The sequence below is a fragment of the Paracerasibacillus soli genome (assembly GCF_042432965.1).
Taxonomy (GTDB): domain Bacteria; phylum Bacillota; class Bacilli; order Bacillales; family Amphibacillaceae; genus Paracerasibacillus; species Paracerasibacillus soli.
This window is the reverse complement of record NZ_JBHLWL010000022.1, coordinates 126,986-140,929: the sequence shown is the minus strand read 5'-3', so window position 1 is coordinate 140,929 and position 13,944 is coordinate 126,986. Positions and strand designations below refer to the sequence as shown.

The 13,944-nt window shown below is 35.0% G+C and carries 12 protein-coding genes; 4 read left to right on the top strand and 8 right to left on the bottom strand.

The genetic code is table 11. The annotated features are described in order from the left end of the window. The first annotated feature begins 128 nt into the window (after positions 1-128). Entirely contained in the window at positions 129-2,135 is a 2,007-nt protein-coding gene (locus ACFFIS_RS07340; protein WP_390186806.1) for a S9 family peptidase, read from the top strand. 259 nt (positions 2,136-2,394) lie between these two features. Then, the gene (locus ACFFIS_RS07335) at positions 2,395-2,964 is read left to right on the top strand and encodes a YdcF family protein (RefSeq protein ID WP_320378549.1); all 570 of its coding nucleotides are present in this window, start codon (positions 2,395-2,397) and stop codon (positions 2,962-2,964) included. A 143-nt stretch (positions 2,965-3,107) separates the two neighbouring features. Here ACFFIS_RS07335 and ACFFIS_RS07330 read toward each other — a convergent pair whose 3' ends face one another. The 3 genes from ACFFIS_RS07330 to ACFFIS_RS07320 all read right to left on the bottom strand — a co-directional run bounded on the left by ACFFIS_RS07330 (position 3,108) and on the right by ACFFIS_RS07320 (position 7,951). Further along, positions 3,108-4,067, bottom strand: a complete 960-nt coding sequence (locus ACFFIS_RS07330) for an alpha/beta hydrolase (protein WP_390186804.1) — start codon at positions 4,065-4,067, stop codon at positions 3,108-3,110. Positions 4,068-4,489: 422 nt separating this feature from the next. Further along, a complete protein-coding gene (locus ACFFIS_RS07325; protein ID WP_390186802.1) occupies positions 4,490-6,886 on the bottom strand; it encodes a YhgE/Pip family protein in 2,397 nt (798 codons plus the stop codon). A 183-nt stretch (positions 6,887-7,069) separates the two neighbouring features. Continuing rightward, the gene (locus tag ACFFIS_RS07320; RefSeq protein ID WP_390186801.1) at positions 7,070-7,951 is read right to left on the bottom strand and encodes a cytochrome c oxidase assembly protein; all 882 of its coding nucleotides are present in this window, start codon (positions 7,949-7,951) and stop codon (positions 7,070-7,072) included. Between the two features lie 178 nt (positions 7,952-8,129). Here ACFFIS_RS07320 and ACFFIS_RS07315 point away from each other — a divergent pair, with 178 nt between their 5' ends. Continuing rightward, positions 8,130-9,230: an SDR family oxidoreductase gene (locus tag ACFFIS_RS07315; protein ID WP_320378543.1), complete on the top strand. Its 1,101-nt coding sequence runs from the start codon at positions 8,130-8,132 to the stop codon at positions 9,228-9,230. 513 nt (positions 9,231-9,743) lie between these two features. Here ACFFIS_RS07315 and ACFFIS_RS07310 read toward each other — a convergent pair. The 5 genes from ACFFIS_RS07310 to ACFFIS_RS07290 form a co-directional block, all read right to left on the bottom strand. Continuing rightward, a complete protein-coding gene (locus ACFFIS_RS07310) occupies positions 9,744-10,253 on the bottom strand; it encodes a DNA-deoxyinosine glycosylase (protein ID WP_320378542.1) in 510 nt (169 codons plus the stop codon). Next, complete coding sequence (locus ACFFIS_RS07305; RefSeq protein WP_320378541.1) at positions 10,238-10,774, bottom strand: DinB family protein; 537 nt, start codon at positions 10,772-10,774, stop codon at positions 10,238-10,240. The genes ACFFIS_RS07310 and ACFFIS_RS07305 overlap by 16 nt, the downstream gene beginning before the upstream one ends. 85 nt (positions 10,775-10,859) lie before the next feature. Next, positions 10,860-11,429: a DJ-1/PfpI family protein gene (locus tag ACFFIS_RS07300; protein WP_390186798.1), complete on the bottom strand. Its 570-nt coding sequence runs from the start codon at positions 11,427-11,429 to the stop codon at positions 10,860-10,862. Between the two features lie 280 nt (positions 11,430-11,709). Further along, positions 11,710-12,312 (bottom strand): lysophospholipid acyltransferase family protein, encoded by a 603-nt coding sequence (locus ACFFIS_RS07295; protein WP_390186797.1) that lies wholly within the window; start codon positions 12,310-12,312, stop codon positions 11,710-11,712. Between the two features lie 192 nt (positions 12,313-12,504). After that, positions 12,505-13,455 carry a ketopantoate reductase family protein gene (locus ACFFIS_RS07290; protein ID WP_390186796.1) on the bottom strand — a complete coding sequence of 317 codons (951 nt, stop codon included), beginning with the start codon at positions 13,453-13,455 and terminating at the stop codon, positions 12,505-12,507. Positions 13,456-13,646: 191 nt separating this feature from the next. On the opposite strand from ACFFIS_RS07290, the gene ACFFIS_RS07285 reads away from it, so the two are divergent. Beyond that, the gene (locus ACFFIS_RS07285) at positions 13,647-13,931 is read left to right on the top strand and encodes a CC/Se motif containing family (protein WP_320378537.1); all 285 of its coding nucleotides are present in this window, start codon (positions 13,647-13,649) and stop codon (positions 13,929-13,931) included. The last annotated feature ends 13 nt before the right edge of the window (positions 13,932-13,944 follow it).

Sequence of the window (13,944 nt, the reverse complement as noted above, 5' to 3'; positions counted from 1 at the left end):
CCCACACTATTATATTTTTAATTGATAGTTTACCACTTTTACATATTAATTTATATTGATTCGCGTGTCGAAATAGTTTAAAATAGTAAAAACTTTATATATTTTAAATAATAGGTGGAGGTATTCTAATGTCCCAACAAAAACGTGCCGTACAGACGGAGGATTTTACAAGATTACAAGTGTATAGTGACCCACAATTGTTACAAAATGAACATGCCTTTCTTTTTGTATCTACAACAATTAATGAAGATAAAAATTATGAGGCCCACATTCACCATTATGATTTGGACAAAAAACAATCAAAACAATGGTCATTTGGTAAATCAAAAAATAATAACCCACGCGTTTCACCCGATGGTACACAAATAGTATTCCAATCTAACCGAAGTGGTACAACCCAATTATGGCTTTTACAAGTTGATGGTGGTGAAGCAAAACAACTGACAACTTTTAAAAATGGGGCAACAAATCCACATTGGACACCTGATGGGAAAGGAATCATTTTTACTGCTAGATTAGAAGAAAATGAAGATGTACATCATCAAAAAGAGCTTTCAAAAGAAGAACGCAAAAAAGAGCAAGATGAAAAAAATAAAGAGCCACTTGTTGTTTCTAAATTAAAATATAAAGCAGATGGTGTTGGTTTTCTCGACAATAAACGAAGTCAAATCATGCTTTATCACCTTACAGATGGCTCTATAGAACAACTTACTACCGGTGATGCTGACCACCATTTCCAAGATATTTCGCCAAATGGCGAGACTATTTTATTTGCAGGAAATTTAAATAAAGATGCCGACTATGAATTAATCACGGATTTATTTACTTTAGATATAACGTCGAAAAGTATAACGAAACTTACGGATGGAAATGGCTCTTATTTTCAAGCAAGCTTTTCACCTGATGGAAAAAGAGTCGCCTGTTTCGGCCATAACTATGAATTTGCTGGCGCCACACAAAATAAGCTACTCACAATTGATGTAGCGTCCAAGATTCAATCTGAATTAAGCACAGGCTGGGATTTTGAACTTGGCGATGCGATGATTGGTGATACGCGCCTCGGTTCATCTGAAGTAGGTCCAGTCTGGTCAAAATGCGGGAAAAATATATACTTTATCGCAACTGACCATGGCGCTACTGGATTACACAAAGTAACGCTAGAGGGTGAAATCCAAGTATTATATCAAGACCACAATCACGTGTTTGGCTTTTCATGTGCCAACGATGGTACGTTTATTTTAGGTATTAGTAGTCCGATAGATCCAGGTAATTTTTATGCTTTACATCAAGATGGGGAACTCAAAAAACTGACAAATGCAAATACCGATTATTTGGATGAAGTGACACTAAGTGTTCCTGAAGAATTAACGATTACAGCTGAGGATGGTTGGGAAATTCAAGGTTGGATCATGCGCCCATATGGCTTTGAAACAGGCAAGAAATATCCATTTGTATTAGAAATTCACGGTGGCCCGCATGCAATGTACGGACAAACATATTTTCATGAAATGCAATTACTTGCAGCAAGTGGCTATGTCGTCCTTTATACAAATCCACGCGGAAGTCATGGTTATGGACAAAAGTTTGTTGATGCTTGTCGCAGTGACTACGGTGGAAAGGACTATACTGATTTAATGACAGCTGTCGATTATGCACTTAACAATTATGATTTTATTGATGAAACTCGCCTTGGTGTAACAGGAGGAAGTTATGGAGGCTTTATGACAAACTGGGTCGTTGGTCACACAAACCGTTTTAAAGCAGCTGTCACCCAGCGTTGTATTAGTAACTGGTTGAGTTTTTACGGTGTCAGTGATATTGGCTACTTCTTTACGAAGTGGGAGCTCGGTCACAACTTATTAGAAGACCCGAAACAATTATGGGACTTTTCACCACTAAAATACGCAGAAAACGTAGAAACACCGCTTTTAATTTTACACGGCGAACTCGATTATCGTTGCCCAATTGAGCAAGGTGAACAATTTTATGTTGCATTGAAACATTTAAAGAAAGATGTGGAATTTGTCCGATTCCCGGGTGCCGACCACAACTTAAGTCGTACAGGTGATCCTGTAATGCGAATTGAACGTCTAAATCATATCGTTCGTTGGTTTGCGCAATATTTAGACGCTTAATGAAAGAAAACTACGAAAGAGAATACTTTCGTAGTTTTTATTTTGGCATGTATCGAAAAACTTTAAGAGAAGGTGGCGTGTCTATTTTTCTGGGCTTCCTCTGTTCATTTTCCTAACCAAATAGATTCTCCCTTGCATATGCGCTTATATTTGTACTAACTCGTCCGATGACAAAGAAATATATCAAAAAAATGCATACATATCCAAAAAGTTTCTGCTACAATATCTTTAAAGATATACAGATTGGTGGACAAACGAAATGTCGAAAAAGCGAATCCTTCTTTTTATACTCATTATTTTTATGATCGGTATTGGATTTTGTGGCTATGCCCATTATTTGATCACAAAAACGGCCGAAGAAAAAACGCCAGGAGATATTCCATATGTTATCGTGCTTGGAGCAAGAGTAAATGGTAGCGAACTATCCCTTAGTTTACTGTACCGAATGCAAACGTCCCTACAATATTTACAAGCGTATCCCGACTCTCAAGTTATTGTGACGGGTGGTAAAGGTACTGGTGAAGATATAACAGAAGCTGAAGCGATGAAACAATATTTGTTGGAAAATGGTATCACGGAATCGCGTATCCTTTTAGAAGATCAATCTACATCCACTTATGAAAATTTAACTTTTGCAAAGGAATTATTCGGTGTCGAGGAAGCAGTCATTGTGAGTAATGACTTTCATCTTTATCGCGCCATCCAAAATGCGGAATCTCTAGGCATTACAGCTTTTCCTTTAGCTGCTGAAACACCTGCAATTGTGAAATGGAAATTATATATAAGGGAATATGCTGCGATTTTAAAATTAAAGTTAACAGGGAAATAGTATAATTGAAAAAGAGGTTGGGACAGTCTGACTCCTGCGTTCAACTACTATAACGAGTAAAAGGTTCAGCGTTTCATACTGAATGTAGATGTAGTAGTTGAGGGGTCTGACACTTTGGTTTTGTCCCAACCTCTTATTTGACTTTATTGTACATATTGCTTTAGAAACTTATTCAACCGTTTTATATATTCCTCTTTTGCAATAACAAAAGATTCTCCATGATTCGCATTGTCAACAAGCCACATTTCAGCTGGACTTTTCGTATGAGAATATAATTCTTTTGTCATTTCAGTAGGTACAAATGTATCGGCATTTCCATGAATGTAAAAAATTGGAACTTTCGCCTTTTCCACTTGATGAAGAGATGAAGCTTCTTTTAAAGAATAATCTGCTTTAAATTTTGTTACAACACTTGTACTATCTAGAAATGGAAATGCTGGTAAATGAAACATCCGCTTCATTTGATACGCAAATAATCCGTAAACATCTGAATATGGACTATCTGCAATAATCGCCTTTACTTGATTTGGTAACTTTTCACCACTTGCCATTAATACCGTCGCTGCCCCCATTGAAAGACCATGGTAAACAACTTCCGTATCATCACCTAATTTTCCTATCAGCTGTTGTGTCCAATCAATTAAATCAAGGCGATCATGCCAACCAAACCCATAATAATCCCCTTCACTATTTCCGTGACCGCGGGCATCAGCCATAAAAATGTTATAACCAAGTTGTTCATAATAATATTGGCCGTATAGACCCATTTGCTTTGCATTTCCTAAATAGCCATGTGAAAAAATAACTAATTTATTTGAAGGCCTTTTTGCTGGTAAAAAATAGCCTGCTAATTTTAATCCGTCATAAGACGTGAGTTCCATTTCTTCAAACGGCTGATTTCGCACCCAGTTTCGCCAATCTCCTTGTGTGAACTCATCCATAGCTTGTGCAGAAACTTCCAAATCAGCATTATCCTGCAAAAATTCCTTTTCACCACGTTTTATTGCTAAATTATAAAAAAAGAAACTCGCTATTATATCTATCATTAAAAAAAGTGCTAGTACCCCTATGAGGACCTTAAGCCATCTCTTTTTCCGCTTCATATCCAGCTCCCCTATCCTCTAAAAAAACCAATCTATAAAACTATTATACAAAAAATGTGCAACATATGACTATGGAAGTTATTTCATGCAAAAAATGCATCCACACGTTTTGGAATTGCTGAGTTATATAGAATATCATGACACTTTGGATATGACATTCATTAATATATATGATTGGCTAGGTATTTTGTAATACTTCTTTCATGCACGAATTACATCATCCTCAGTTTTTATGGTTACGAGACCATAATTAATTCATTTTAAATTTTAAAGCACCGGGATACATATGTATACATGTCGAAGTTATACCATTTTCACAAAAAAATATACGTGGTTCCCCTCCTGTCACCACGCACTCCTCTAACGTAAAAAAGCCAAAATATCTGTAAAAGTGATATTTTGGCCACATCATCTATTTACTTTTAATGAAACAATCCAGATTCCTCTGATTTAGCTTTTAATTTTCGTGAATGTTTATTTATCGGCTCTTTCAGAAATACCCCAAATAATACAACGGCAATCCCAATGACTGCAAGAAACATCATATCGTGCAGAGCTTTTTCCCATACGATTCCACCAACCGCTTCCCGCATTAGACCAACTGCATATGTGAACGGGAGGAATGGATTAATTGCTTGAAAGAACTTCGGTAACAACACAACTGGATAAGTTCCTCCTGATCCCGCAATTTGAAGGACGAGCAATACAATTGCTAAAGCTTTACCAACATCTCCAAATACGGAGACAAGTGTGTAGATGATTAAAATAAATACAATACTAATGAAAATCCCAAATATAACAAACCACAATGGATCATGTACGGTGACACCTACAATGATCATGTCTCCAATCGTTACAATAAGCGTTTGTAAGATGGCAATGGTCATAAAGGTGAATAACCGACCAAAATACATCACCCTACCTGTAAAAGCCTCCCTTGCGTGTACATCCGTGGATAATAATGAAATGAGTAAAAGTCCTCCTACCCATATTGCTAGTACCGTATAAAATGGTGTCATCCCTGTCCCATAATTTTTTATTGGAAATACTTTATTTGCATCTAACACAACTGGTTCTTTAAAAAATCCCCGTTCTGCTTCGGGATTATTCCGCAACATCTGAATAATTTCGTGGATATCTGCTTGCTCTCCTAAAGTTCGAATTCTGTCCGCTATCTCCTGAACTTTTTGATTCACATATGGATATCCCCCGAGCGCTTTTTTCAGCATTTCATTTCCTTTCACTATCTTGCCAGAAGTGCTTGCCAATAAAGACTCTACCTGGGGCATTATTTTATCAATATTCGTTAACATTTTTTCTGTATTTGCCAATAAATCTTTCGCATTTACCATCGTAGTTTTAATTCTCGGTTCAATTTTTTCATCGAATTCATTTACAAACGTGTCCAAGCGATTAGATGTCTTCTTAGCTAAGTCTTGAATTAAGGCAAAATTTTCTTTTGCCTCCACCTCTTTATCGTTTAAAAATGTTGTAATTTCCGCTGCCTGATCACGTAATTGCTGTAAACCCGTACGTAATGTCTCGAGCTTCTGTACAGCATCAGCTATATTAGCGTTATTTCCCTGCTCTGTTCCTTCCCCCTTCATATCACCTAATAGTTGATCAATGACATTTACAACATCATGCAACTGCTTATTTGAATCTTCTGGTTGCCCTATATCTTCACCGGGGAGAGCAGCATCATTTCCACCTTTTTCTTGCGTCTTTAATTGTTGTGAAATTTCATTTAGATGTTCCATGATTTCATTTAATTTTGTATCAATTGTATCCCCAAGTTCATTTTTAACTGGTGGGACCGCAGACTCACCAGGTGTTTCCTGCACATTACTTAAATTCGCCACAATTGTATCGATTGTTTCTATCGTTTCAGCTAATCTTTTGTCTAATGATGCGACCAACTCCTTGCCAGGGGTTAAATCTACGTTAGATTCATCTATTGATGATAAAAACTCATTAACACGCTGACTGAGGTCCTGCACATTTCGAACATCTTCCTTTACCAATGGTGCCAATTCATCTAACTTCTTTTGAGATACATTTAAGTAGTCCTGGGCGTCTCTCACAATCTTTAAACCGTCTCGCACACCTTTTTTCACTTCCGGTACAGCTTTTTCAGCCTTAGCAATGAGATTCATTGCCGAACTCGCGTCTTTAGATGTGTCCTCTAACATATGGTGAATATCAGGTAATTTATCTTCTAAAGTAAACACATACTTTTCAAAGTTTTGAATGTCTGGTAAATCCTTTTCCAATTCAATACCGATTTGGTTAAAAATATCAAAAATAATCCCATTTACTGTAGATATAAACTCACTACTTATTTGTTCTACAATTACGCTTGCTCCCTTATCGGTAATCTTTGGAGCAATTGCATTAATCTTTTCATTTACAAAATATTTGACGTGGGCTTTTTCTGGATGGTCTGAAATAACTGTTGCCAGCTTTTCAGAAAAGTCTTTCGGAATAATCACTGTCGCATAATAGTCCCCATATTCTAATCGATCCATCGCATTTTCTTCATTAACAAAATGCCATTCAAACGAATTGTTCTTTTTCAACGTATCTACTAGTTGGTCTCCTACATGAATGTCATCATCTCGTACTGTTGCCCCGACATCTTCATTTACTATTCCTACGGGGATTTGATCTGTTTGCGCATACGGATCCCATGAAGCTTTAATATTAAACCACGCATATAAAGAAGGTAGAATAATAAGTCCACCGATAATTACACAAGCAACCCAATTCACAAGTAGTTTTCGAATATCCGTACTAAATATATGCCAACTTTTTCGCATGTCACTCTTCCTCACTCTTTCTTTATGTATTTCATTTTCCCCCATTACATCATGATAAAACTAATCTCTTTCCTTTATTTTATTAGCATACCCAACTATTTACATTCATTGAAAGGTAATCTTTTCAAATTTCATTTATGTCATACAAAATAAAAAAACTCGCAATCAGCGAGTTTCCATTTGTTATCGTGATATTCTTTTTCGTATTAGTGGGATTCCTAATGTAAGACCAAAAATAACGATTTGTCCAATCAATAAAAACATAGCACCTAATTGTTGTTCATGAACTGGTGAAGATGGAATGAGCATTTCATAATATTCCGGTGGTAATGACTTATTAGCTGGAAAACACGCTTCTAATGATTGAATAAAATAGGACAAATCAGAATAAACGGTGTACAAACTAGTTTTTGCAACATAGAAAAAGATACTTAATGGAATAAAAACAACCATACTTGCCCCTGCATAAATCGTCTTTTGTTTTATGTTTAACTTTTTTTCTGATATAAGTGGAATCCAAAATAAAAGAGCTACGATAAATAACCCTAACATATAAAAGTAATTCGTGTAAATGTCCATCCGAACTGCGTCAAACAAAAATGGCATATGGACTGCGTATAGTAAAATAAAAAACAAAGTGAAAGTAAGACTTGGCCTCGTTAACAGATCACACATTTTCTGCAAAAATGGTTTAGATGCAACATTTTTTAAAACTTCTGTTTTGAATCCAATAATTAATAACGGTGGTGCTAATAACAGCAATAAAATCAGTTGTAAAATATGCCTACTAAATTGAATACGAGCAACAATATTAAGCGGACTTCCGATTGCTAAGAAAGTAATAGCTAGCCCTACTAGAAACACAATTGACTTCCATATCGTATGGTTTTTTCCGTTTGGTAACATAAACAGATAAATAATTGCCCCAAATAATGTAAACAGGAAAATGCCACCATTCCATATTGACGAAAAATGTAGTTCACTTAAAATAATATCAATCATCTCATCACACCTTTTTTCAACTTCTTCTTTTATTGTAATGGATGATTCACTATCTTGAAGCATTAGTTTATCACAAAACAATGAAATATTTATCTGTATGACAATTTGTTTCTTTTCAAAATCAGTAAGGGAAGTACCAAAAACAACTAGTTGAAGTATCTCCCTTTATTTTCAGAATATTAGTACTCACGTGTTCAGAAACAAGGTATACTTAACATAAAACGATAGGGAGCGTTGAAAAATGAAGCACGTCTGTTTTTTTACTGGCTTTCCAGGTTTTCTTGCCAATGAATTACTAAAACAATTAATTATCGATCATCGAGACACTATTAATTGCATGTACTTACTTGTCCTACCACCTTTACAAAATACAGCAATACAACAAACGAAACAATTAGCGAATCAACTAAACGTTGAAGAAGAGTTTTTTCAAATCATTTCAGGAGATATTACAGAAAATAACTTACAATTATCCCCTGAAGTAGAGAAACAACTTCGTAAGGAAGTTACCCATGTTTTTCATTTAGCTGCCATATATGATTTAGCTGTAACACAAAAATTGGCTTATAACGTAAATGTAAAAGGAACAGAACATGTCAATAATTGGGTTAAAACTCTTTCCAATTTGGAGCGATATATTTACTACAGTACTGCATACGTTTCTGGTACACGCGAAGGAAAAATCTATGAATATGAACTAGATGAAGGGCAACATTTTCGAAATCATTATGAAGAAACAAAGTTTTTAGCCGAAATGGCCGTTCATCGTATAAAGGAAGCCGTACCAACTACAATCGTTCGTCCAGCAGTAGTTAAAGGACACTCTAAAACAGGGTATACAATTAAATTTGATGGGCTTTATTTCATGTTAAACTTTTTGGATAAAATAAAACATTTACCACAGATACCATATTTGGGTGAAGGAAAACCGGAGGGTAACTTTATCCCGTCAGATTATCTCATTGAAGCAACAAGTTATTTAGCAATAAATCCTATCGGAGCTGGAAAAACGTATCATTTAACAGATCCGAAACCATATAAAATGTGGGAATTACAGAAATTACTTTGTGAATATTATGTTGGAAAAACCCCAAAAGGGAAAATTCCAATACAAGCTGCAAAATTACCGATGACATTCGCACCAATCCGAAAAAGGCTACAAGCTGAACCAGAGGCAATGGATTATTTCTTGATTCATTCCTCTTATGATTGTACAGAAATAACGAGGGATTTAGAGGATTCAGGTATAACATGCCCAGATTTAGTTGACACATTAGAACCAATGATTACTTTTTATCAAAAATATAAGGATGATTATGCAAAACATCCTGCATTTTTTTGACACCAAAAAACACAAAAAAACGCATATAAGTCTTTGTACCTACATAACTTTCCTATGTGAATTTCGTACCAATTATTTACAATGTAGCCATTAATTTAGAAATTCGTAATATATATAAGTAATAAGACAGGTAATGTAGGATAAGTACGACATTTTAGGAGGTAAGTTGGCGGCTTTAAATCCCTTAAAGAAAGGGGCTGAAGCATATGATACCGATTGAAAAGACAATCGAATTGATGATCGCCTTCTCAACGCTCGTGTTGTTAATCGTAAATAGCCGTGAAAAGAAGTAGTACCCTCGTATTGGTGGACTAGGGTTATATCTTTTTCACACCTCATAGAGTCGCCATATCCTACACATCTGTCCGAGTCGTAAGTTGCCGCTTACGACTCTTTTTTTGTATCTTTTTCTTAAGCTATTCACTGCTTTAGAAAAAGTTACTCACAATGTTCATTATACAAAAGCATTTCCTAAAATATTAATCCAAATCATGAATTTTTTAGGCATATTGCTTATGCATCATTTTCTATATAATCTAAAATAACTTTCCAGTCCGCTACTTTCCCTTCAAAAGATTTTGTATATCTTCCTGGAATTGGACTTGTAGAAGGTAGCTTTTTTATATCAATATCAATATCAACTGAAAAATACTTCATAAATGTTTGATATGATTTTGTTCCATTACAAGCAATAAGTGAAATGGAAGGATACATTTTGAGCAAGGCTGGTATATCGTTTGGCGTTTCATCTTCAATATTTGCATCTAAACTACCTTCACGATAGCAAGACCCAATCGAATCCCATAATGCTAAATGTCTTTTTCGCACAAACTGTATTTTTTCATCGTATGACTCAATTGGTGCAATTTGAAATAATGTATATAAGATATTCCAAAAATGATTTCTCGTATTCGCGTAATATTGTTGTTTTTCTAAAGAAATCCTACTCGGCATAGAACCTAATATGAGTACTTTTGGATGAGCGGATAAAACAGGTGCTAATGAAATTATTCTTTTATCCATGCTAACTCTTTTCTATCATGATGCAATGTTAAATGACTATGGAAGAATTGTTCGATTTGTGCTCGATGATGGTTGTCATGCCACACGAAAACACGGATGTAATGAAACATCGTATGTGGATAACCAGAGTATTGATCCATTGCTTCTCCATTTAGTTTAAATTCAGCGAAAAATACTTCGTCTGACTTTTCTTTTAATACTTGAATTAAATTATTTCTTGATTCAATTTGTTCATGAATTAATTGCATTTTTGTAACACCAGATAGTGCATATTTTGCAGCTGGTATATTAATTTCATCAAATGCAACACTTGTTACATTGGCACCTTGTTTCATCTTGGGAAGTAAATCGTCTAATATGTATCGATTCCAATACGTGATATGACTAATAATTTCTGCAGGTGACCATTTCCCTTTCTTAATCGATTTAAAAAAATAGTCATCTTCTGTTTTCTCCAACGATTGTACAAAACGATTAAACTGTTCAAATTCCTGAATTAAATGAGCGATTTCTGCTTTCATCATAAAACCCCATTTGCTATATATCCTAATCTTCCACAGTCTGGCAATCCATATATTGAATTATTATTCTCATCAACCCATACACCTAAGCTTCACCCTTACAAAAGGCGCGTATATGTTCCCGCTGATTGTCATTTTGTAAGAGTTTCAGATTTTCCAATACCGCAATTGTAAATAAAGCAAACGCAGTCCCTTTTGCAGTAATAATTCCCGATGTGCTCGTTTCTATACTTTTTCCAGTATAGTTACCTTGTATGAAAATATCCTGAAACTGATTAAAAGTTAATTCATTACACGTAAAAGCTTTTTGATTTAATAATTCCGCTTCCGCTAAACAGATGACTGAACCGCACATAGCTGCAATCAGTATATTTTTTTCATATGCTTCTAGAAGCTTATCATGCAATATCTTTTGCTTAAGTAATGAATGAACACCATCACCACCTGGGATTAAAAATAAATCATATTCGTCCATTTTTGCTTCTTGTAACCGATTTGCTGCACAAACTTTCAACCCACCTAGGCTCACCACTTCCTTTCCATGCAATGAGGCAACATCAACCTTCATTTTCCCTAGCTTTTTTAAGAAAAACAGGAGATGACCAATTTGGAAATCGGCATATTCATCGTATACAAAAAATAATACCTTTTTCATCCGAGCAATTCCCCTTCCGATTGCTGTATGAAAAATAAAAAACAATTCTCAGCATTTGCAAGTCTTTTATAACGAACTTATATTCTCAATATACAATTAGAATAACTTGATACTTTCAATCCACAAAAAAAACATCCGATAACATATATATTCGTGATTAATAAAAAATTACCTGTTAAATTAAAAAACTTTTTTAAAATAGGTTTAAAACGATTGTATAACGGGAATTACAAAAGTTATATTTTTTTAAAAAGTATTTCATATTCTTTTTTCAATTGCTCTATTCTCTCCTGATTTCTATCAACCTTGTGTGTAAGTTTTTCATTTCCTTTTCAAGTTCCTGCATCATCCACTCTACTTGCATATTTTTAGGTTGATCTTTGGGAACTTCTATCGGTTTACCAAAAATAATTGCTGGCTTCTTGCGCTTCAAAAGATCCGAAAAATTATTTGGGCCAATATATGCAGCTGGCACTAAGGGAGCTTTCGCCACACTTGCAATTGTAACTGCCCCTCTTTTCAAAGGAACTTCATCACTCGTTCGAGTTCCGCTTGGAAAAATACCTACTACCTTTCCCTCTTTGATTAACTTGCGTGGTATTTTAATCGCACTTGGCCCTGGATTTTCTCGATTAACTGGAAAAGCATTTAGCTTTTTCATAAGCCAACGTAGAAAACTATTTTGAAACAATTCCTTTTTGGCCATAAAATGAAGCTCAGTTGGTAGAACCGAAATACCTAACCATAAAATATCGATCCAACCTGTGTGCGTACATGCGATAACATACCCGCCAGATTTAGGTACATTCTCTTTATCATAAACTTTTATTCTTCTACTCATACTTAACAAACCTTTTAAAACATTGGCTGCAAATTTATACATGCCGTTTCCCCTCTTTCCATGTCATTACCTTAACTTAAACTTATTTTACCATAAGGTACTATTGTCTGGTACTAATATTTTACTTAAACCAATTTAAAATGGGGAAAAAGTATTTTCGACGTGCACATGACATTATAAATTGTATTGCACATTGTCATCATATTTCAAATGATGAACACATAGAAAAAGCCTTCACAAGGGAAGACCTTTCTCATACGGTTTCGTTAATCTTACAACTAATGAAATTGTAGGTAATGTAATATTAGCCTTTTCTGCTAAACGCAATGCTGCACCTTGTAAATGATCCAACTCTAATGGTAATCCTTTACGTTTATCTTGGTGCATCGAGGATGTGCCTTCATCAGGTAACTCATCAATTAAAGCAATTGCCTTTTCAACATGTGTCTCATCTAACGGCACATTATATTTATTTCCGAGTTGTCGCATTTCTTGTAAAACATCTATTCCAACCTGCTTTGTTTCAGCATACCTCCGAATCATACCAATTGGTAGATTTGCCGCTGTCGTAACACTGGAAAAGGCAGTAATAAACATGTACTTTTCCCACAAAGCAAGTAAAACATCCTCACTATTTTCACTTTCAATATTGACCTTAGTAAGTAGTGTTTGCAATTTATTACAAAATTCCTGTTGCGAATGATGGAAGGCACCATAAACAAGTTTGTGCTGCTTACTTGTATGATGAACATAGCCTTTCTCATCTAATGTAGCAATAATAAACGACAAACCACCTAATACTGGATGCTCTTTCGTCACTCCTTGTTCAATGAAAGGTCGTAAAGCTTTTTCAATGACTGAAAAATGCTCTACACCATTTAATACTGGCAAAATATATGCTCCTTTTTTTGCCAATTCTATTAATGTTGGAATTGCCCCCTGCAAATGATAGCCTTTAACAGAAAAAAATACCAGGTCCACTCTATCTATCTCACTCACGTCAACCACAACTTTTGGTTGCGCCACGACATAGTTTCCCCTTGTACTGTGAATCTCTAAACCATTGTTATGTATGCGTTCCGCTCGATTTCTCCGGACTAAAAATGTCACATCATGACCCGCTTCAATCAATCTACCCCCAAAATAAACCCCTAGCGCGCCTGCGCCTAACACGACAACCTTCAATACTATCTCCCCTTTCTCCTCGATTAAATTTGAATAAATGATGTTCTTGTACCTTGCATATCATCATATCATAAAATATCTGAGTTTAACTATTCAATATATTCACTTTTATTTAGAAGTATTGTATTATTATACTAATAGTTTTTATAAAATGAATAATTAGATAATATATTATTGTGAGGGAGATTAAGATGGTTATTCAAGTTTCAATGGATAAAAACGTAAAAGATCGGATTACAGCAAAGGGAAATGTACTTACCATTTCACGTTTAGTATTAAATGGTTGTTGTGTTCCAACAGATGAAGTGCGTACAACATGGTCTGTACCAAGTAATAAGGATGATTACCATTTGATAAAATATCATGATATTGCCATTTATATTGAGAAAAGCTTGGATTTCAAAAATGATCATATTCTCTTGCGAATCACACGATTTTTCAAAACGTTGCAGGTACTTGGATTAAAACGATTTTAATGCCTTTTTAGCT

Bases quoted from the DNA above. Each gene is read 5' to 3' on its own strand.
- ACFFIS_RS07340 (WP_390186806.1), top strand. From the start codon at position 129: ATGTCCCAACAAAAACGTGCCGTACAGACGGAGGATTTTACAAGATTA.
- ACFFIS_RS07335 (WP_320378549.1), top strand. From the start codon at position 2,395: ATGTCGAAAAAGCGAATCCTTCTTTTTATACTCATTATTTTTATGATC.
- ACFFIS_RS07330 (WP_390186804.1), bottom strand. From the start codon at position 4,067: ATGAAGCGGAAAAAGAGATGGCTTAAGGTCCTCATAGGGGTACTAGCA.
- ACFFIS_RS07325 (WP_390186802.1), bottom strand. From the start codon at position 6,886: ATGCGAAAAAGTTGGCATATATTTAGTACGGATATTCGAAAACTACTT.
- ACFFIS_RS07320 (WP_390186801.1), bottom strand. From the start codon at position 7,951: ATGCTTCAAGATAGTGAATCATCCATTACAATAAAAGAAGAAGTTGAA.
- ACFFIS_RS07315 (WP_320378543.1), top strand. From the start codon at position 8,130: ATGAAGCACGTCTGTTTTTTTACTGGCTTTCCAGGTTTTCTTGCCAAT.
- ACFFIS_RS07310 (WP_320378542.1), bottom strand. From the start codon at position 10,253: ATGGATAAAAGAATAATTTCATTAGCACCTGTTTTATCCGCTCATCCA.
- ACFFIS_RS07305 (WP_320378541.1), bottom strand. From the start codon at position 10,774: ATGAAAGCAGAAATCGCTCATTTAATTCAGGAATTTGAACAGTTTAAT.
- ACFFIS_RS07300 (WP_390186798.1), bottom strand. From the start codon at position 11,429: ATGAAAAAGGTATTATTTTTTGTATACGATGAATATGCCGATTTCCAA.
- ACFFIS_RS07295 (WP_390186797.1), bottom strand. From the start codon at position 12,312: ATGTATAAATTTGCAGCCAATGTTTTAAAAGGTTTGTTAAGTATGAGT.
- ACFFIS_RS07285 (WP_320378537.1), top strand. From the start codon at position 13,647: ATGGTTATTCAAGTTTCAATGGATAAAAACGTAAAAGATCGGATTACA.